Raw genomic sequence first — 19,925 nt, forward strand, 5'->3', positions numbered from 1 at the left:
TGGTGGAGGTGGTTGCATTGGCGATGCAGCCGAGAGGGGCGATGGCCACGACCATCGCCCCTCTCATCTGTGCTCCCCCCGATGGGTCAGTCAGCAGCGACTACGGGAGCCGGGCTCTCTTGCTCGGTCGCCGCTCGAGTACGGGCAGGCTCTGATGCGCCCTGCCGATTCAGGGCGAAGCAGAGACCTCCACCCACGACCAGACCGATCGGCCAGGAGAAGTGTGCGAGTGAGGACAGAGCAGGCAGGTACGCCACTGCCAGCGCGACGGCCCCGGACACAACGAGGCAGATGATGGCCCGCCGGCTGAATCCGTTTTCGTAGTAGTACGGGGCCGTCGACTCCTCGCTGTACAGCGCGTCGACGTCGACGACTGTGCGACGCACCAAGTAGTAGTCGACCAGCATGATGCCGAGCAGTGGGCCCATGAGGGCGCCGACACCGCCGATGAAGTAGTTGACGGCAACGGGGTTCGCGTACAACTTCCAAGGCATCACCAGGAGCGATAGGACGGCTGTGATGAGGCCGCCTGTACGGAAGCTGATACGGCTTGGCCATACGTTAGAGAAGTCCAGCGCTGGGGACACGAAGTTGAGGATGATGTTGATGCCCACGGTGGCCACGGCGACCGCGATGATCGCGACCAGCAGCATCGCGACACTGTCGATGTCGGCAAGCAAATGCATCGGGTCGCTGACAGCCTTGCCATATACCTCGACTGACGCCAGAGCAATGATGACCGACACGACGCAGAAGGCGATGCCGTTGAGCAGCAGGCCAAGCTGGTTTCCGCGACGAACGTTTCTCTCGCTGGGCGCCAGTCGAGTGAAGTCTGCAAAGTTGAGCATGGGTCCGCCCATGTAAGCGCAGGTGAGAAAGACGGCTCCGAGGATTGCCACGAGCGACCCGCCGCCTGACAGCGGTGCCTTGACCTCTGCGTAGTTCCAATCGAGGGTCCAGTGGGCCTTGTTCAACACCCAGATGGCCAGAGCAGCCATCGCAACCCAAATCGTTGTCCCCGCGAAGTCAGACAACTTGCGGACAGCCTCCATGCCCCGCCAGAGGACGGCGAGCTGTGCTGCCCAAAGCGCGAGGAAACAAAGCCAACCCATGACCGAGAGGCCAAGAAACGTCGACGTGCCGAAGTGTGCGGTTCTTGGCGCCACCTTGAACAACAGCAGCATGACCGCTGCCGATGCCAGGTAGGTCTGGATGCCGTACCAGGCGACAGCCACGATGGCCCGCAAGATCGCAGGGATGTTGGCGCCATAGACACCGAAGGAGATGCGCGCAAAGACGGGGAAGGGCACACCCACACGTTGCCCGGCTACGCCCATGAGGTTACTGAACAGGTAGATGATGACCAGGCCGATACTGAGCCCCAGCGCCATCTGCCATCCTTGAAGGCCAAGGACTAAGAGCCCGACCGCCATGGTGTATCCGCCGAGGCTGTGCCAAGCCGACATCCACCATGAGAGTAGGTCGAGAGTCTTCCAATGCCCTGCGGTGGTACGAGGGGCAATGTCGTCGTTGTACAAGCGCGGGCTGCGCTGCGGAGCGTGGGGCATCAGCATTCCTCTTGGTTCACTCTGGGCTGGGACGGAACGTGGGAGCTGGGGATGGGCTCCTGCTGGGCTTCGCCGGAATGGGCGAGATGGCCACGGTGGGGGTCTACGCTAAGGCGAGGGGTGGTTCGCAAGACGGGCGCGCTGGCGCAAAGGCGTGCACCGTGGAGGCCAGTCCGGGCCGTCGCTCGGCGCTGAGGAGCGGTCACTAAAGGCGGCCTTCACCATCAACGGCATGCGGGCGTTTGTGGACGGCATGCCACTTCTAACGGGGCCGCGATGAGCGCCAACGCAGGTACTATCACGACGTCCTCCTTGACGTTACGCAATCGTTCGCGCGATCGATTGTTCGACGAGAGTACGAGCGGCACCTGCAGTCGTCAAGGGTCCGTGAGCCGCTCTCGGTCAGCGCAAGCCAGAACGCGGCGAATCCTCTGTTAGCGCTCATGCCCTGTGGGGGTACTGCGGCATGATGTGCCCATGCCACCCGAAGCTCAATCAACAAATGGGCCGGTGACCCTTGCTCTTCTAGCCGAGGAGCTTGGGGTCCATGTGTCGACTGTCTCCCGAGCGTTGAGCGAGGACCCGGTCGGCGTGGGTGGCGAGACCGTGGAGAAGATCCGCGACCTTGCGCGTCGCCGCGGCTACCGCCGCAACGTTGCTGCGCAGTCGCTGCGCACGGGGCGCACTCGAATGATTGGTGTAATGGTCCCGCGGCTGACGGACGTGGTCATGGCCACGATCTACGAGGGAATCGACCTTGCGGCCATCGACGCGGGCTACAACACGGTGGTCGTCAATACCCAGGACCGCCCCGAGCTGCAGCGCTCCCGACTGGACCTCATGTTGTCTCGAGGTGTGGACGGAATCATTGTCGCCGACTCTCGTTCGGACTCCAATCTGATCTCGCACCTGGAGCAGTGCGGGGTCCCCTACGTCTTGGTGGCGCGCCGGATGCCACGACAGCTGTCGGTCACGACGGACGACCTGCTTGGGGGCCGCTTAGCGGCCGAGCATCTACTAGCGATGGGACATCACACAGTCGGCGTCGTCGCCGGGGATCCTCACGCGAGCACTGGCGCGGAAAGGACGCTCGGATTCCGCCGGACATATGAGGCGGCAGGGCACCCTGTACCGGATGAGTACGTCGTTCCCTCCGGCTTCGACGTTGCGTCCGGTCGCAGCGCCGGCGAACAGCTCCTCACCCTCCCCCGGCGACCGACTGCGATCTTCGCAGCAAGTGACCTTGTGGCGGTAGGAGTGCTGGGGGCAATGCGGGACCTCGAACTGGCGGCGCCGAAAGACGTCGCAGTGGTCGGCTTCAACGACGTAGACCTTGCTGCCCAGTTGCCCGTGCCGTTAACGACCATCCACTCACCATTGGCCGAAATGGGCTCGAAGGCGATGCGCCTGCTGCTTGGACTTATGGAGGGTAAGCGAGTTCGCTCGAAGGTTCTCCGGCCGACTCTCCAGGTGCGCGAGTCCACAGCGGGTAGTCCCAGGCGCCAGCGCCGTCACGGCGCATAGAACGCTCCGCGGACGAGGGTTGACGGCCCAACGGGTGAGTCCGTAGCCTCCACGCAATCGTTATCGCGAACGTTTGCGTAAGGAGTGCCATGGACCGCAAATTCCACCTTGCCGTCGCCCAGGTCGGCGGCATCCAGCCCGACGAAGACCGTTCCACAGTGGTACGCCGACTCGTCGACCTGTTGGACGATGCGCACAGGCAGGCGGCATCTTTCGTCGTATTCCCTGAGCTGACGTTGACCACGTTCTTCCCGCGATACTGGGCCGAAGACCGAGACGACATGCACTCCTTCTTCGAGACGGAGATGCCCAGCGCCGAGGTCAAGTCGCTCTTCGACCGAGCTGCAGAGCTGGAGATCGGCTTCTACTTGGGCTACGCCGAGCTGACGGCCGACGGTAGGCGCTACAACACCTCCATCCTGGTCGACTCCAGCGGAGCTGTGGTGGGCAAGTACCGCAAGATCCACCTTCCCGGACATGCGGAAAGGATTGAGGGGTTGCGCGCTCAGCACCTCGAGAAGCGCTACTTCGAAGTCGGGGATCTCGGGTTCGGCGTCTTCGACGTCGACGGGGTCAAGTTCGGGATGTGCCTGTGCAACGACCGCCGCTGGCCCGAGGTCTACCGTGTGCTTGCCCTGCAGGGCGCGGACGTCGTCGTCCTCGGCTACAACACCCCAACCGAGGTCCCCGGATGGCGCGAGGAGCCCCACGCGAAGATGGAGACCCACCTTCTGTCTCTGCGCGCTGGCGCCTACCAGAACGCCGTCTGGGTGGCCGCCGCAGGCAAGTCCGGGGACGAGGACGGCGCGCACATGATCGGCGGGTCAGCCATCGTCGCCCCGTCTGGTGAGGTCCTCGCCAAGGCACGCACCGAGGACGACGAAGTAGTCGTTGCCGAAGTGGACCTTGACTACTCGCAGTCATACCGAGAGAGCGTCTTCAACTTCGAGGCACACCGCCGACCCGAGCACTACTCGCTCATCGTCGACCGAGTCGGTCGCGGCGAACCACTCCCTGTCTCCTTCGACTGAGCGAGGCGGACATGCGCATCCTGGTCATCAACCCCAACACCACAGACTCCATGACGGAGGCGATCGGGACGTCAGCCGCACAGTACGCGGCCGCGGGTACAGACGTGGACGCGATCTCCGCTCCCTGGGGGGCACGGTCCATCGAAGGGCACATGGAGGAGACGCTGGCCGCGGCAGCCGTGATCCAGACGGTTGCTGAGAACCGCGACGACTACGACGCCTTCGTCGTCGCCTGCTACGGCGACCCCGGACTCTACGCTGCCCGAGAGCTGGTCGAGGCCCCCGTCGTCGGTATCGCGGAAGCGTCCATGCTGATGGCCTGCACCGTTGCGCACCGATTCAGCGTCGTCACGGTCATCCCCAGAATCGTGCCCATGCTCACCGACCTCGTCCGCCGGTACGGTTTGGACAGCCGGTGCGCGTCGATCCGGTCGTCCGGCCTGGCCGTCCTCGAGATTGAGGACGACCTCGAGGCCGCCGGCGACGCGATCCTGGCCGAGGCGCAGCTGGCCATCCAGGAAGACGGGGCCGAGGCGATCGCTCTCGGCTGCGCCGGGATGGGTCCCCTCGACTCCTGGCTGCGCGAACGACTGCCCACCGTTCCCGTCATCGACGGCGTAGCAGCCGCGGTGAAGATGTCTGAGGCCCTGCACGGCTATGGCGTCACGACAAGCAAGGTCGGCGCCTTCGCGCATCCCGGCCCCAAGGAGCTCCTGGGAGCTGCGCCCGCGCTGCAGGCCACCATCGGACTCTGACGCTCACCGCAGTCCCACGCCCCAGTGGGGCGCCGCCAGCCCGCAGCACCCATCCATCGCCGACTCCAACCACGAAGAAGGTCCTAGACATGCGAAAGCTCATCACCGGTGGCCGTATCATCACCGCCGTCGACGACTATGTGGCGGACGTCCTCATCGAGGATGAGACCGTCGTCGCGATCGCCTCGCGCTTCGACGTCGAGGTCGATGAGGTGATCGATGCCTCAGGGCAGTACGTCCTCCCTGGCGGAGTCGACCCGCATGTGCACTTCCGTATGCCTTTCGCCGGCACCGAGACGGTCGACGACTTCACCAGCGGCACTGCGGCCGCGGTCCGCGGCGGCACGACGACCGTCATCGACTTCCCCCTCCAGTCGCGCGGGACGGGCCTGATCGAGACGCTCGACCGGTGGCACGGCCTCCTGGGGCAGGACCAGCCCATGATCGACGTCGGGTTCCACATGATCGTGAGCGACCTCTCCAACGGCAAACTCGACGAGGTGCCGCGACTCGTGGACGAGGGAGTGACCAGCTTCAAGCTGTTCATGGCCTACAAGGACTCGCTGATGGCCGACGACTCGACCATCTTCGAAGCGTTCTGCGCGTCAGCGGACCATGGACTGCTGACGATGATGCACGCCGAGAACGGTGGCGTCATCGACGTCCTGGTGAGGCGCGCCCTGGCTGCCGGTCGGACCAGCCCCAAGTACCACGAGGCCACCCGGCCCGCGAAGGCTGAGGCAGAAGCCGTGCACTCGGCCATCGCGATCGCCGAGATGGCGGGTGCACCCGTCTACATCGTCCACCTGTCCGCCGAAGAGTCGCTGCGTCATGTCGCTCAAGCCCGAGCCAACGGCATCGCAGCCTACGCAGAGACCTGCCCCCAGTACCTGTTCCTGGATAACTCCGTGTACGACCTGCCGGACTTCGAGGCGGCCAAGTACGTATTTACTCCTCCCGCACGGGCCAAGCACCATCAGGACGCCCTGTGGCGTGGCCTAGCGTTCGACGACCTGGCGGTCGTCTCGACCGACCACTGCCCGTTCTGCTTCGCTGACCAGAAGCGGATGGGGATTGACGACTTCAGCAAGATCCCCAACGGGGGCCCTGGCGTGGAAGCTCGCCTGCAGCTCGTTCACGACGGTGGCGTGCGGGCAGGCCGCATCACGCTGAACCGAATGGTCGACGTCCTGTCGACCACTCCCGCCAAACTGTTCGGCCTCTTTCCGAAGAAGGGCACCGTCGCCGTGGGCAGTGATGCGGACCTGGTCATCTTCGACCCCAACAAGCGCGAGACGCTGTCTGTGGAGTCACAGGTCTCCAAGGTGGACTACTCCAACTACGAAGGCCGTGAAGTGGTGGGTAGCCCCACGTGGGTCATCAGTCGCGGTGCGACGGTCGGCCGCAACGGCAAGGTCGTCGGCGCCCCCGGTCACGGCCGCTTCATCAAGCGGGCCCAGCACCTGCAGCCCCTGACTGGGAAGGTTGTCGACACCGTCATCCGGGTCCAGCCATGACCTCGACCGGGGCCGCTCAACGGCTGCAAGAGGACCTGCTCGAACTGGCCACCTACAGCCAGGGCGGGCCGGGCACCAGCAGGCGCCTTTTCAGCACCGCCTACCGCGACTCCAGGGAATGGGTGCGGCGATCGATGCTCGACGCTGGGTTGACCGTGGACTATGACGGCGCGGGCAACATCGTCGGGGTGCTCGAGGGCGCCAACCCCAACGCCGGCGCGCTCATGACCGGATCGCACACTGACACGGTGGACGGCGGTGGCGACTTTGACGGGGTCGTGGGAGTCCTGGGAGCCATCGAGGTGGCCCGGCAGCTGCGCGAGGAAGGACGCCGACTCGCTCACGACCTCGTCATCGTCGACTTCCTGGGTGAGGAGTCCAATGACCATGGACTCACGTGCCTGGGTTCGCGTGCCTTCGTCGGCGACCTGACGGCCAACGACCTCGAGCGCCTCGACGCCACTGGGGAGACGCTTGGTGAGCGATGCCGTTCCAACGGCCTGGATCCGAGCACGATGCTCACCGCGGGCCGCCGCTTCCGCCGGCCCCGCGCCTACGTCGAACTGCATATCGAGCAGGGCCCGGTGCTGGAGGAACGCCAATCCGACATCGGGGTCGTCACGGGTATCGTAGGTATTCAGCGACTCCTCGCAACGTTCACCGGACGGGCCGACCATGCCGGCACCACACCGATGGCTCGAAGGCGAGATGCGCTCGTGGCCGCAGCGTCGGCAGTCCTGGCGGTCCGCCAGACAGGCTGCGACTCCCACGAGCAAGGTGTCACGACCACGTCGGAGATCGCGGGCTACACCAGTGGTCCCAATGTGGTTCCACAGCGGACCCGGCTGCTGGCAGAGATGCGCAGCATCTCGCCCGTCTGGCTCAGCGAAGCCGAGCGCAGGCTGACGCAGGAGATCATCGATCTGGCCGCGACGTACGGCGTGCACGCAGAGCTCGAGTGGATCGCCGACAACGAGCCCAGGCCGATGGACACCTCCATCCAGCGCAGGATCGCAGGCGCGTCCGAGGCCCTAGGGCTGACCTGGGAAGCGATTCCCAGCGGGGCCACGCACGACGCCGTGCACCTCGCGCGCAAGTGCCCCACCGCGATGGTCTTCGTCCCATCCGTCGGGGGCCGGAGCCATTGCCCCGAAGAGAGCACCGCGACCGATGACCTCGTCAACGGCGTGGACGTGCTCAGAGAGACGCTCGTCAACCTCGACTCCACCAGCTCGTAAGGACACCACATGGACCAGGTCACCGTCGCACTCACGCAGGCCTTCTGGACCGGCGACAAGGACTCGATGATCGACAAGCACGTCGCCCTCATGCGTGAGGCGAGCGAGGCCGGCGCGAACATCATCTGCTTCCAGGAGCTCTTCTACGGGCCCTACTTCGGCATCGTGCAGGACCCGAAGTACTACGACTACGCCGAGAGCGTCCCCGGGCCCACCACCGATCGGTTTGCCGCCCTGGCCCGCGAGCTTTCCATGGTCGTGGTCCTCCCGGTCTACGAGGAGGAGCAGACCGGCGTCCTTTACAACACCGCCGCCGTGATCGATGCGGACGGCAGGTACCTCGGCAAGTACCGCAAGAACCACATCCCACACCTGGACCGGTTCTGGGAGAAGTTCTACTTCAAGCCGGGGAACCTCGGGTGGCCGGTCTTCGACACAGCTGTCGGCCGCGTCGGGTTGACGATCTGCTACGACCGTCACTTTCCGGAGGGTTGGCGGTCGCTGGGGCTCGGTGGCGCCGAGATCGTCTTCAACCCGAACGCCTCCAAGCCGGGTCAGTCCAACCGGCTGTGGGAGCTGGAGCAGCCTGCAGCGGCGGGAGACAACGGGTACTTCGTCTGCGTCCCCAACCGGGTCGGTCGTGAGACGAACGAGTTCGGACAGGCTGCCGTTGACTTCTACGGCACGTCTTACGTGGTCGACCCGATGGGCAACTTCGTCGGCGAGAAGGCTAGTTCCACGGACGAGGAGCTGCTGATCCGCCAGCTGGACATGACGATGATCCGGAGGACCCGCTACGACTGGCAGTTCTACCGCGACCGTCGCCCGGACACGTATGCACCCATTTCGGCACCGTGACCGAACCGACCTCGTCACGTGCGGAGCAGCGGTGAGGGTTCACCTCCTGGCGACGGGCGGGACGATCGCGAGCCGTCATACCGACGCCGGGGTCGTGGCATCCGCCAGCGGGGCCGAGCTGCTCAGCGGGCTGCCCCACAGGCTTCTGTCGGCCGATGTGCAGGTGAGCACCTCCGACGTCGGGATCCGGGGCAGTTACGCGTTCACCCTGGACGACATGAAGGCGATCGCGGACGCCGTGGTCGATGCCTGCGAGTCGGGAGCTGACGCTGTCGTCGTGACTCACGGCACCGACTCCATGGAGGAGACGGCATTCTTGACCGAGCTCCTGCATGAGGGCGACCAGCCCGTCATCTTCACCGGGGCGCAACGTCCTTTCGACGACCCCGACGGCGACGGCCTGAGGAACTTAGCGCTGGCAGTGGCAACGGCTGCGGATCCGAGCCGGCGTGGGACGGGTGTGCTTGTCGTGTTCGCTGACCTGGTGCTACCAGCCGTCGGGGTCAGGAAGGTTTCGACCGAGCGTCTCGCCGCGTTCGGCAACCCCCTGCGCGATCGCCCAGATCCAGAGCGCCGCGGGAGCCTCAAGGGTGCCTCCATGGCGTTGGCCCACCAGAATCTTGCGCCGGTGTCCGTCGTGGCTGCGGCACCCGGAGGGGACGGAACCGCCGTGCGAGATGCGTGCAGCCACGGCCCACGAGGACTCGTCCTGCAAGCCCTGGGCATCGGCAACGCATCGCTCGCTGACGCCCAAGCCGTGGCTGAGGCGACCACCGCGGGTATCCCTGTCCTCGTCACGAGCCGAGTCCAAGAAGGTCCGGTGAAGCCTGTCTACGGCAACGGGGGTGGGAAGGCGCTTGAGGATGCCGGTGCGGTCTTCGCTGGTCAACTGTCGACCTGGCAGGCCCGAATCCTGCTCTCCGTATGCCTGACGCTGTCCACCACCACAGGGTTGGATCTCGCAGTGTCCTGGATCCGGCGCCAGGCCACCCCCCACTGACACCACCACAAAGGCAGATACGATCCATCGGAAGGGCATGACATGACCAAGGACATCAAGGTTGCCTTCGGGACCGACGTCGACGCAGTTTGCGGCTGGTTGGGCTCCTACGGCGGAGAGAACTCTCCCGACGACATCTCTCGCGGGATCTTCGCCGGCGAGGTTGGAGTGCCACGCCTGCTCGAGCTCTTCCGCCGTCAGGGGCTCACCCAGACCTGGTTCTGGCCCGGCCACTCGATCGAGACCTTCCCCGCTGAGTTCCAGGCGTGTGTCGACGCCGGCCACGAGATCGGTGTGCACGGCTACTCCCACGAGAACCCGATCGCGATGAGTCGCCAGCAGGAGCAAGACGTCCTGGACCACTGCATCGAGCTGATCCAGAAGGCCTCCGGGCGTCGGCCGACCGGTTACGTCGCCCCGTGGTGGGAGTTCAGCACGGTCACGAACGAGCTCCTGCTGGAGCGCGGCATCAAGTACGATCACTCACTCATGCATCGCGACTTCGAGCCGTACTACGTCCGTGTGGGGGACAACTGGACCAAGATCGACTATGAAGCTGAGTCGGCGCACGACTGGATGAAGCCGTTGCAGCGCGGAGCCGAAACACCGCTGATCGAGATCCCGGCGAACTGGTACCTGGACGACCTGCCTCCGATGATGTTCATCAAGTCGAGCCCGAACAGCCACGGATTCGTCAACCCTCGAGACATCGAACAGATGTGGCGCGATCAGTTCGACTGGGTCTACCGCGAAATGGACTACGCGGCGTTCACCATGACGATCCACCCCGACGTGTCCGGCCGACCACAGGTACTCATGGCGCTGGAGCGGCTCATCGAGCACATCACCGCACACGAGGGAGTGTCCTGGTGCACATTCGACGAGATCGCCGACGACTTCGCTCGGCGCTCGAGCAAAGGCTGACTCGACGCAGGGGAGCCAGTCACACCTCAGCGCGCCTCCCGGTCGGTTAGGTACCGACGTCTCGCCCACTGTGCCGCGGCGCAGTTCGGCGGCGCTGACGACGTCGTACCCGTCCACGGGGTGGCTGGGTGGTCGCTCTGGTGGCCGGTTACCGCAAGACGTGGCACCTGCTGCGCCGCGAGGGTCAGCAGGTGCTGCGCTGCACCGGCGAGCGCCTGGTGCGCCAGGCCTGGCTGCGCGGCACGGTCCGTCGGCGGACTTGGAAGATCATGGTGCCCGACCCGTCCGCCGCCAGGCGGCCAAGAGACATGGCTGCGCGGCAGTTGGCCGCGCCGCGCTAGTAGAGGCACGTGAAGTGTCCCTCCAGGGAGGGTGCTTGGCGCGGGCGGCCCCCACAAGGGCGCGAGCCGAGCCGATGCTTGACGTCCGGGCTAGGGCACTGACGTGGAGCCCACCGCACTTGGATGAGTACGGGCGATGGTGCGGAAACACGAACCGTGGCGCCGCTGCCGACCGTCTGGCCCAAGAGCTCGGCCGCGCTTACCCCGGGACCTTGTCGGCGATAATGTCGATCTTCTCGATCTGCGGCTCCGAGAAGAGGACGCCGGTGTTCGGCCCGAGGGCTTGGCCGACACCACCTGCCAGGTGGGCGTCTCGGGCGTCGTCGTCGGGGAAGACGTCGTACACGCCGAAAGACGATGGCCCGAACTGGATGGCAAACCAGGCGACGGTGCCTGGCTCCTGCATAACGATCGACCGCGCTTTGGTGAGGAATTCTGAGAGTTCGGTCTCCTTGCCCGGCAGGGCCTCGAGACGCACGAGCAGAGCTTTGGTCAGCATTGGTCTGAGTCCTTCGCTTGCGTGGTCGAACGACGGCGGCCGCTCCTCAGCACCGTAGCAGCGCCCTGACGGGCTGGATAGGTCGCCGCATCGCTGCCTTCGCGCGCTGGTAGCCGGTTCGTTTCCCGCGGCTACGCGTTGATTCCCAAGGACCTGAAGCGAGCGGCCGGTCCCTTGACGCGGCCACGAGCGCTGCGTCGTCGGAAGGGGGCTGCACGAGGGCGTCCACCATGGTGGACACTCGCCACTGGACGGTAGGCACCTGAGAACTCAGCACTGCTTGCAGGTCGTCGGCGAGCATCGAGGCATGCTCTGCGGCCGAGCCGGGAGCCGAGATGATTCCGATCGCAACTTCATCGGTGCTCATTGGAAGCTACCGGGCTGCGCCGATGGTCGCGACCCTTCGTGGGTCATGGTGCGAGTGTCCGACCGTGGGGTGCGTGGAGCAAGCAATGGACTCGTAGAAGTCGGCGTGTCGGGCGACATGCGAAGCGCCCATCTGGACTCCCGACTCCCCGCTAGGGCCGACTCTTCTGGCGCGCAGGTTGGGTCCCGAGAGTGCTGGGGATAAGAAGTTCGTTGCCCGTCGGCAACCCCACACCGACGGGTCAGTGCCCACGGACCTAGCTCCGCGGACTCGCTTGCCTTCTCCTGAGCGCAAGTCCGCAGCCGCACGCTTGGTTTCCCGACGAGTTCGGCACTTAGTTCGGCTCAACCGAGGACGGCTCGGGCGCACGTCGTGTCAGTCACCAGAACGTTGATGGTGCCGCTGCGGAGCACCGCACGCACTGCAGCCGCCTTGCTCTCGCCCGCAGCCACACCGATGCGTACTCTCGCCGCGCGCAGGGCCGGGAGGCCGACGGACAGGGTCCGGGACTCCCATCCCCGCACCAGCGTCCCGTCCTCGGCGAAGAAGTGGCACGCGAGGTCCGCAGTGGCTCCCCGCTTCGCCAGCTCCTCGCGGGCCTTCGCCGGCAGAGTGTCGGCGGCGACCAGGGCTGAGTCCGCATCGGTCCCCAGGGCACCGATGCCCAGGATGGCAATCGTCAGGTGCTCGAACGCGTCGAGCGCCGCCGCGATGCTGGGTTCGGTGAGCAAGGCGCGCCGCGTCGCGGCGGAGCCAAGGAAAGCAGGGGCGTGCAGCGGCGTGAGTGAACCACTCAGAGCTGCTGCTAGGCGGGCAGCCTGACCGGTGGGGTCGAAGTCAGGGCCCGGGGTCACGACCCCGCCCGCCAGCTGCACGACATCCACCCCTGACACCGTGGGGAACCTGCTCATCGCTGACACGACGGAGTTCACCGTGCGGCCCCAGCCGACACCCACAACGTCGCCCTCCTGAAGGTGTCGGCCCAGCATCTCCGCGCCGGCCTGGCCCAGGGCTTCCAACGACCTCGTGCTCGGCACGATCGCGACGTCCTCGAGACCGAACTGCGCTTGCAGCTCGTCGCCGAGTGAGCGACCGGAGCTCGTCGGCTCGTTGATCTTTACGGTGATGAGGCCGAGCTCGCGCGCAGCCGTGAGAAGCCGCGCGACCTTGAATCGGGAGACCCCCAAGGCCTCGGCGATCTCGATCTTGGAGAGGTCCTCGAGGAAGAACATCTGCGCACACCTCAGGGCCAGGTCCGTATCGGATTCTGGCAACTCGTTGACACTCACGTGCACGCCTCCTACTGTCTGAACATCTGAGCGGACCTTATCGCTCATATGAGCCAAGCGGAAGAATCGAGAGGAGCCGGTCGGATGCATCGTGCGGTTGGTATCGGATTCGACCACATGCACATCGGCGACCAGCTGCGGCTCGCCGCCGCCAACACCTCGGTCGAGGTGGTGGGAGTGGTCGACTCGAGCCTCGAGAGGATGGCGCGGGTGTGCTCCGACGTGGGGTTGTCGGACGTTCCCCAGGTGCTGACCGCGGATGCCGACGCGGCGTTGGACGAGTGGGCCCCTGACGTCGCCATCGTGTGCTCGACCACCGCCGAACACCGACCCTGGGTCGAGCGCCTCGCTGCGCGCGGGATCCACGTGGTGCTGGAGAAGCCGTTCGGTCCGCACGTCACCGAGGTCGACGCGATGGTGGCGGCTGCCGAGCGGTGGGGGACCCTGGTGGCTGTCAACTGGCCGTTGGCGTGGGTGCCCGCCCACCGCACCACGCACCGGCTTGCGACCGGCGGCGCCATCGGCAGGGTGCTGGAGGTGCACTACTACGACGGCAACCGAGGACCGCTGCGGCACCTGCACGACAAGATCGAGCTGGACCCGACGGAGGCGGATCGCGCGGACGCGTGGTGGTACAGCAAGGCGGCAGGGGGCGGTTCCCTCCTGGACTACCTGGGCTACGGCACCACGCTCGGCACTTGGTTCCGCGAGGGTGAGGCCCCGCGCAGCGTGACCGCCGTGGCCCATGTCCCTGCCGGTCTCGAGGTCGACGAGCAGAGCGTCGTCGTGGCCGCATACGAAGGCGGGTTGTCCACGTTCCAGACCCGGTGGGGCACCTTCACCGACCCGTGGACCCACCAGCCGCAGCCACGCTGCGGGTTCGTGGTCACGGGCACCGAGGGAACCATCTCGTCGTGGGACTACCAGCCGTACGTGACCGTGCAGGACCATGGCCACCCGGAGGGTCGGCAGGTGCCCGTCGACGTCCCCGCGCCCCACGAGCAGGACAGCATCGCCGCCCTGGTCCACAGCCTCGATACCGGGACCCCGCTCGACGGGCCCATGTCGCCCTCGGTGTGCCGCACCGGCCAGCGGGTCGTCGATGCCGCCGTGCGCAGCGTGGAGGAAGGGCGCACGGTCACGCTCGATGCGCTCGACGAGGCTGCCGACACTGGGGCGCGCCGGTGAACCCGCACGACTTCGCGCCGCCCTTCCCGCGCCGTCCTGACCGCGGCATCGGCCTCGTGGGATGCGGCTGGGTCGCCGGTATGCAGCTCGAGGCCTATCGGGCCGCCGGCTTCACCGTCGTGGCGCTGGTCGACCACGACGCCGCCAAGGCCGAGGCCCTGCGTGACGCCCACTACCCGGACGCGGTCGTCCACCGGGACGTCGAGTCGCTCCTGGCCGACGAAGCGGTCGAGGTGGTCGACGTCGCGACGCACGTCGGTGGCCGCTCAGCGATCATCGAGTCCGCGCTGCGCAGCGGTCGCCCTGTCCTGACGCAGAAGCCGTTCGTGGAGGACCTGGACGAGGGCGAGAGGCTGGCGGCGCTGGCTACCGAGCTGGGCCGGCCACTGGCGGTCAACCACAACGGCCGGTGGGCCCCCCACTTCGCCGTGCTGCTCGCCACCGCCCGGAACGGTGTCCTGGGCGCCGTCACCTCTGCGGACTTCAGCGTGAGCTGGCCCCACCACCAGGTGGTCGCCGACATGCCGGCCTTCGCGAACATGGAGGACCTCGTCCTCTACGACTTCGGCATCCACTGGTTCGACGTCATCGCCGCCCTGGTGGACCAGGACCCCCTCCAGGTGTTCGCCCAGGTGGGCCGTCGGCCGGGCCAGGGCATCGGTGCGCCCACCCAGGCCCAGGTCGTCATCGCCTACCCCGACGTGCAGGTCAGCCTGGTCCTGCGGGCGGCTGAGCCTCGGGCGGAGGTCGGCGCCTACCGCGTCAGCGGGACCGCGGCGACGCTCGTGCACGAGGGCACCTCGCTGGGTGGGGAAGCCGTCCGGATCGTGACCGGCGAGGGGGAGGAGCAGCGCACCGAGACGGTCGCGATCGGGGCGGACTGGTTCGGCCCCGGCATGGCCGGCACCATGGGCGAGCTGCTGCTCGCCCTCGATGAGGGCCGGCCGCCTGTCAACGATGCGCGCTCGTCGCTGCGCGGGCTGTCCCTGTGCTTCGCGGCCGTCGAGTCCGCACGCACCGGCGTGCCCGTCGTCCCGGGCTCCGTCAGGCGCCGACCGGTGGGTGCCGCATGACCGGGCTCGGACTCGACGTCGGCGGGTCGGCGATCAAGTGGGCCGTGCTCGACGGCTCCAGCGTCGTCGACTCCGGCAGTGTGCCCACCCCCACGAGCGGCCCCCAGGACGTCGTGGCGCAGCTGGCACACATCGCCGGCACAGCCGGGTCCGGGGTGGAGACGGTCGGGGTCGCGCTGCCTGCGCACGTCGACCGAGGGACGGGACGAGTCGTCCTGCTGCCCAACATCCCCGGCGACTGGACGGGCTTCCCACTCGGCAGCCGGCTCGCGCAGCAGGTGGAGCGGCCAGTGCACGCACTCAACGACGCTCGCGCCTTCGGGTACGCGGAGCTGCGCGTCGGGGCGGCACGCGGTCGACGGAACGCGGTCTTCGCGACGATCGGTACGGGCATCGGTGGAGCCATCGCGATCGGGGGCGGCATCCTGAGCTCGGACCAGGACGCCGTCGGCGAGCTCGGTCACGTGATGGTCGACCCGGAAGGGATCCCCTGCGGCTGTGGCGGCCGTGGCTGTCTCGAGACCATCGCGAGTGCACCCGCCCTCGTGGCCGCTGCCGCTCGCGGGGTGCTCCTCGGGCACTCGCCCGCCCTGGCACGCGCGACCGGCGGAGCCGTCGAGCGCTTGACGCCGGAGATACTGACCGCAGCCGCCGCGGCGGGCGACGAGTTCTGCTCGCGCCTGGTTGCCCGCGCCGGCCGCGCCCTGGGTGTCGCCCTCGGCAACGTCTGCGCGCTCATGACCATCGACACGGTCGTGGTCGGCGGTGGTGCCACGGGTGCGATCGACCTCCTCGTCCCCGCCATCGAACGCGAGCTCGCCTGGCGGGCCTCTCTGGTCCCCGGCATCAGCGTCCACCGAGCCGCGCTCGGTGGGTCGGGTGGCGCCGTCGGCGCAGCCCTCTACGCCCACGACAAGACATCCCACGGCAACCACGACCTGCCCCACACCCCCAAGAAGGAGCACGACCTTGCGCTGGATCACTGAGGCTCGACACGTCCTGGACCGCATCGAGCAGACCCAGCTCGGGGCCATCGAGGAGGCGAGCCAGATCGCGGCCCGCGCCATCGCCGCAGATGGTGTCGCGCATGTGTTCGGCACCGGGCACTCACGCATCCCCGTCGAGGAGCTCTTCCCGCGGTACGGGTCGTTCCCGGGCTTCCACCCCATCGTGGAGCTGTCGATGACCTTCCACACCCAGGTGGTGGGTGCCAACGGCCAGCGTCAGGCGATGTTCATCGAGCGCATGCCGGGTCTGGCCGACGTCATCTGGGGCAACTTCCAGATGCGTCCGACGGACTGCCTCCTCGTCTTCAGCGCGAGCGGCCGCAACGCCGTCCCGGTCGAGATGGCGATGGCAGCCAAGAAGGCCGGGATGCCGGTGATCGCGGTCGTCTCCCTCGCTGAGTCCACCGCGGCCGCGGCCAGCCACTCCTCCGGTACCCGGCTCACCGACCATGCCGACGTGGTGATCGACGTGTGCACCCCCGTGGGCGACGCGATCTGCCAGGTGGACGGCCTCGAGGAGCCGGTCGGTCCCGCTTCGACGCTCGCCAACGTCGCCATCGTCAACATGCTGAAGGTGCGCGTCGCCGAGCTGCTCGTCGAGTCCGGCTGGACCCCGCCGGTGATCACCAGTGCCCAGCTGGTTGGCCCCGAGCGCTCCGAGGAGCTGTTCGAGGCGGCATACCTGGAGCACGCCCGGCGCAGCGCCTCCGTCCTTCGGGTGGGCCCGGCATGAGTGCGGTGACCTGGGTGGCAGGCAGCAACGGCGGTATCGGGCGCGCCTGCGTCGAGGTGCTCGAAGGCTGCGGGAAGACCGTCATCGGGACCGACCTGCCGGACGTCGACGTCACCGTCCCCGGCGGCAACGAGCTGGCGGTCCGCGCGGCCACCGACGGGGGCCGGGTCCTCGTCGGTGCCGTGCACGCCATCGGCATGAGCGGGCGGCGGCTCGGCGACGGAGCGGTGTCCGAGTGCACCGACGAGGCGTGGGACGAGGTGCTGAGGGTCAACCTCACGTCGGTCTTCCGCTTCCTGCGTGCCGCCCTCCCGCAGGTGGCTGACGGCGGCTCGATCGTCGTCATCGGCTCAGCGCTGGCGAGCACCCTCGACAACGACTTCATGACGACCGCCTACCGGGTGGCGAAGGCGGGGATCGTGCCGCTGGTCGAGGCGGCGGCCCACGAGGCTGCTCCTCGTGGGGTTCGGGTCAACGTCGTCGCAGCGGGTCTCGTGCAGACGCCCATGGCCGCGCGCGCCCTGACCGACCCAAGGATCACGTCGCGCTTCCCCGAGCTCATGCCGCTCGGTGGGCGCGCCGTCACCGCGGACGAGGTCGCCCAGGCAGTGGCGTGGCTGCTGTCAGATGCGTCGGGGCGCACCACGGGCTCGGTCGTCCCCGTCGACGGAGGGTGGACCCTCCGATGAGCACCTGGTCCCCTCGCCTCACTCCCGAGGACGTCTCTGAGCTCCCGGTGCTGTGGGAGGGCGACGTCATCGTCGTCGGTGGTGGCTCGGCCGGCAGCGCTGCAGCCGTTGCTGCAGGGCGTCAGGGCGCAAGCACCCTCGTGGTGGAGCGCTTCGGCTACCTCGGTGGCACGGGCGCGTCTGTGCTCGACACCTTCTACGGCTTCTACGCCCCCGGGCCGAACAACGAACGGGTCGTGGGCGGCGTCGCGTGGGAGGTCGCGCAGCGGCTCCTCGACAACGGAGATGCCTTCGAGCGGCCCAACACCTACGGTGCGGGCACGGGTGTCACGTACGAGCCGGACCGCCTGCGCATGCTGTGGGACGACCTCGTGCGCGGTGCCGGAGCGGACGCGCTGCTCAACACGCCGGTCACGCGAGTCGTCATGGACGGCACCACCGTGGTCGGCCTCGTGGTGGAGACGGGGCAGGGGCCAGGGCTGCTGGCCGCCCGCGCCGTCGTCGACGCCTCCGGCGACGCGGAGGTGGCCTGGCGCGCGGGTGCCGCGCTCGAGCGGCCGCTGCCCGGGCGCCGGCTCCAACCGCTCACCGCCACGTTCCGGATGATGGGTGTCGAAGTCGGGCGCACCAGCACGGCCGAGTTGCACCAGGCGATGCGCGTGGCCGCAGAGGCCGGTGACTACCGCCTGCCCCGCCGGGAGGGCTCCGTCCACCGCACGGTGCTCGAAGGCGTGGTGCACACCAACCTGACCCGGATCTCGGGCATTGACCCGACGGACCCGTTCGAGCTCTCGGCTGCCGAGCGTGAGGGGCGCCTCCAGATAGCGGAGTACGCACGGTTCCTCGTGGACCGCGTGCCCGGTTACGAGCACTCCACCATCGTCTCGACCAGCGACCGCATCGGCGTGCGGGAGTCGCGCCGGCTGCTAGGCCGGTACGTCCTCACCCGCGACGACGTCATGTCCGCCCGTGACGCCTGGGATGCCGTGGCGCGATGTGGTGCACCCCTGGAGGATCACGACGGCGGAGAGGCCACGGTGTGGGAGTACATCGGCGGCGCGAAGCCCAGCGGAGACACCTACGGCATTCCCTACCGGTGCCTGCTTCCGGTGGACATCGACGGCCTCCTGGTGGCCGGGCGCTGCCTGTCCGCCACCCACGATGCGCACGCCTCCGTGCGCTCGATGGCGCAGTGCATGGCAATGGGTCAGGCGGCCGGGACGGCCGCAGCCATGGGCGTCCGGGCTGAAGTGCAGCCTGGCGACCTGGACGTCGACCAGCTGCGGACGCAGCTGACGAAGGATGGGGTGATCCTGTGATCCGCACGGTCCTGGGCGACATCGCACCCGAGGAGCTGGGCGTCGCCTTCGCCCACGAGCACCTGCTCATGACCGGTGGCTGGCCCGTGATGAACGAGCCTGACTACCGGCTCGACAGTGTGGACAAGGCGGTCGAGGAGCTCCAGCCGGCACAGGCGGCCGGTCTGGCCGCGGTCGTCGAGATGACTCCGAACGGCTTCGGGCGCAGCGCGCGCGGGCTGCAAGAAATCTCGCGCCGCACGGGCGTCCACATCGTCGCCACGACCGGACTGCACAAAGTCGGCTACTACGCCGACAACCATTGGCTGCACCGCTACTCGGCCGAGCAGATCGCAGGGATGCTCGTCGACGAGATCGAGCTCGGCATGGACGAGCACAACCTCGAGGGTCCACTGGTGGCCCGCACCGACGCCCGGGCCGGGGTCGTCAAGGTGGCGACGTCCTACCACCGCCCGGGACGGTCGGTGGAAAAGCTGGTCGAGGCCGTGGGGGAGGCACACGGCCGGACCGGCGTGCCCGTCGCCACGCACAACGACAAAGGCACGTTCGGGCACGAGCTGCTGGACCTGTTGGTTGCGGCCGGCGTCCCCGAGAGCAGCGTCATCCTGGGTCACATCGACCACAACCCGGACCCGGTGGTGCTGGGGGAGCTCGCGGGGCGGGGGGCCTACCTGGCGCTCGACCGCCCCGGCCGTATCAAGTACGCCCCTGACAGTGACACCGTGGAGCTGCTGTGTGCGCTGGTGGAGCTGGGTCACGCGGACCGCATCCTGCTGGGCTCGGACCTTGCCCGCCGTTCGTACTGGCGCTCTCTGGGCGGAGGTCCGGGTCTGGACTACCTGCTGACGACGTTCGCACCTCGGCTGGCCGGCGGCGACTTGGAGCCAGTGCTCCGCCAGGCCCTGACCACCAACATCGCCCGCGTCCTCGACTTCGGGAAGCCGACCTCCTCGTGAAGCCCGTGACACTCCAGCGTCGTGCAGGCGACCGCGCACCGGTGGGGCG

General features: G+C 67.6%; 19 protein-coding genes. 16 read left to right on the forward strand and 3 right to left on the reverse strand.

Translation table 11 applies throughout. The annotated features are described in order from the left end of the window. Window positions 1-86: 86 nt before the first annotated feature. Window positions 87-1,574 (reverse strand): NCS1 family nucleobase:cation symporter-1, encoded by a 1,488-nt coding sequence (locus ACFUC1_RS02525; protein ID WP_379116336.1) that lies wholly within the window; start codon window positions 1,572-1,574, stop codon window positions 87-89. 504 nt (window positions 1,575-2,078) lie between these two features. Here ACFUC1_RS02525 and ACFUC1_RS02530 point away from each other — a divergent pair. The 9 genes from ACFUC1_RS02530 to ACFUC1_RS02570 all read left to right on the forward strand — a co-directional run bounded on the left by ACFUC1_RS02530 (window position 2,079) and on the right by ACFUC1_RS02570 (window position 10,756). Next, on the forward strand, window positions 2,079-3,092 hold the full coding sequence (locus tag ACFUC1_RS02530; protein WP_379116337.1) for a LacI family DNA-binding transcriptional regulator: 1,014 nt from the start codon (window positions 2,079-2,081) through the stop codon (window positions 3,090-3,092). Window positions 3,093-3,181: 89 nt separating this feature from the next. Continuing rightward, window positions 3,182-4,123, forward strand: a complete 942-nt coding sequence (locus ACFUC1_RS02535; protein ID WP_379116338.1) for an N-carbamoyl-D-amino-acid hydrolase — start codon at window positions 3,182-3,184, stop codon at window positions 4,121-4,123. 11 nt (window positions 4,124-4,134) lie between these two features. After that, entirely contained in the window at window positions 4,135-4,878 is a 744-nt protein-coding gene (locus tag ACFUC1_RS02540; RefSeq protein ID WP_379116339.1) for an aspartate/glutamate racemase family protein, read from the forward strand. Window positions 4,879-4,967: 89 nt separating this feature from the next. Continuing rightward, window positions 4,968-6,395 carry a dihydropyrimidinase gene (gene hydA / locus ACFUC1_RS02545; RefSeq protein ID WP_379116340.1) on the forward strand — a complete coding sequence of 476 codons (1,428 nt, stop codon included), beginning with the start codon at window positions 4,968-4,970 and terminating at the stop codon, window positions 6,393-6,395. Beyond that, complete coding sequence (locus ACFUC1_RS02550) at window positions 6,392-7,633, forward strand: hydantoinase/carbamoylase family amidase (protein WP_379116341.1); 1,242 nt, start codon at window positions 6,392-6,394, stop codon at window positions 7,631-7,633. Before hydA ends, ACFUC1_RS02550 begins: the two co-directional genes overlap by 4 nt. 9 nt (window positions 7,634-7,642) lie before the next feature. Beyond that, window positions 7,643-8,491: a nitrilase-related carbon-nitrogen hydrolase gene (locus ACFUC1_RS02555; RefSeq protein WP_379116343.1), complete on the forward strand. Its 849-nt coding sequence runs from the start codon at window positions 7,643-7,645 to the stop codon at window positions 8,489-8,491. Next, window positions 8,469-9,491 (forward strand): asparaginase, encoded by a 1,023-nt coding sequence (locus ACFUC1_RS02560; protein WP_379116345.1) that lies wholly within the window; start codon window positions 8,469-8,471, stop codon window positions 9,489-9,491. The genes ACFUC1_RS02555 and ACFUC1_RS02560 overlap by 23 nt, the downstream gene beginning before the upstream one ends. A 42-nt stretch (window positions 9,492-9,533) precedes the next feature. After that, a complete protein-coding gene (locus tag ACFUC1_RS02565; protein ID WP_379116346.1) occupies window positions 9,534-10,415 on the forward strand; it encodes a polysaccharide deacetylase in 882 nt (293 codons plus the stop codon). A gap of 128 nt (window positions 10,416-10,543) precedes the next feature. Next, window positions 10,544-10,756, forward strand: a complete 213-nt coding sequence (locus tag ACFUC1_RS02570; RefSeq protein WP_379116347.1) for a hypothetical protein — start codon at window positions 10,544-10,546, stop codon at window positions 10,754-10,756. Between the two features lie 199 nt (window positions 10,757-10,955). Here the strand turns inward: ACFUC1_RS02570 and ACFUC1_RS02575 are convergent, their stop codons facing one another. Both ACFUC1_RS02575 and ACFUC1_RS02580 read right to left on the reverse strand, forming a co-directional pair. After that, window positions 10,956-11,255, reverse strand: coding sequence for a putative quinol monooxygenase (locus tag ACFUC1_RS02575; RefSeq protein WP_379116349.1), 300 nt, complete (start codon window positions 11,253-11,255; stop codon window positions 10,956-10,958). A gap of 711 nt (window positions 11,256-11,966) precedes the next feature. Then, window positions 11,967-12,911, reverse strand: coding sequence for a sugar-binding transcriptional regulator (locus ACFUC1_RS02580; RefSeq protein WP_379116350.1), 945 nt, complete (start codon window positions 12,909-12,911; stop codon window positions 11,967-11,969). An 84-nt stretch (window positions 12,912-12,995) separates the two neighbouring features. Here ACFUC1_RS02580 and ACFUC1_RS02585 point away from each other — a divergent pair, with 84 nt between their 5' ends. The 7 genes from ACFUC1_RS02585 to ACFUC1_RS02615 are packed head-to-tail and all read left to right on the forward strand — an operon-like array spanning window position 12,996 to window position 19,876. Then, a complete protein-coding gene (locus ACFUC1_RS02585; protein WP_379116351.1) occupies window positions 12,996-14,099 on the forward strand; it encodes a Gfo/Idh/MocA family protein in 1,104 nt (367 codons plus the stop codon). Next, window positions 14,096-15,172: a Gfo/Idh/MocA family protein gene (locus tag ACFUC1_RS02590; protein WP_379116352.1), complete on the forward strand. Its 1,077-nt coding sequence runs from the start codon at window positions 14,096-14,098 to the stop codon at window positions 15,170-15,172. Before ACFUC1_RS02585 ends, ACFUC1_RS02590 begins: the two co-directional genes overlap by 4 nt. Beyond that, a complete protein-coding gene (locus ACFUC1_RS02595; protein WP_379116353.1) occupies window positions 15,169-16,158 on the forward strand; it encodes an ROK family protein in 990 nt (329 codons plus the stop codon). The genes ACFUC1_RS02590 and ACFUC1_RS02595 overlap by 4 nt, the downstream gene beginning before the upstream one ends. Continuing rightward, on the forward strand, window positions 16,142-16,912 hold the full coding sequence (locus ACFUC1_RS02600; RefSeq protein WP_379116354.1) for a sugar isomerase domain-containing protein: 771 nt from the start codon (window positions 16,142-16,144) through the stop codon (window positions 16,910-16,912). Before ACFUC1_RS02595 ends, ACFUC1_RS02600 begins: the two co-directional genes overlap by 17 nt. Continuing rightward, complete coding sequence (locus ACFUC1_RS02605) at window positions 16,909-17,601, forward strand: SDR family oxidoreductase (protein WP_379116355.1); 693 nt, start codon at window positions 16,909-16,911, stop codon at window positions 17,599-17,601. The genes ACFUC1_RS02600 and ACFUC1_RS02605 overlap by 4 nt, the downstream gene beginning before the upstream one ends. Further along, window positions 17,598-18,920, forward strand: a complete 1,323-nt coding sequence (locus ACFUC1_RS02610; RefSeq protein WP_379116356.1) for an FAD-dependent oxidoreductase — start codon at window positions 17,598-17,600, stop codon at window positions 18,918-18,920. The genes ACFUC1_RS02605 and ACFUC1_RS02610 overlap by 4 nt, the downstream gene beginning before the upstream one ends. Next, a complete protein-coding gene (locus tag ACFUC1_RS02615; protein WP_379116357.1) occupies window positions 18,917-19,876 on the forward strand; it encodes a phosphotriesterase in 960 nt (319 codons plus the stop codon). The genes ACFUC1_RS02610 and ACFUC1_RS02615 overlap by 4 nt, the downstream gene beginning before the upstream one ends. The last annotated feature ends 49 nt before the right edge of the window (window positions 19,877-19,925 follow it).

Origin of the sequence: Pedococcus sp. NPDC057267, assembly GCF_042668795.1 — a bacterium.
In the GTDB taxonomy this organism is placed as follows: domain Bacteria; phylum Actinomycetota; class Actinomycetes; order Actinomycetales; family Dermatophilaceae; genus Pedococcus.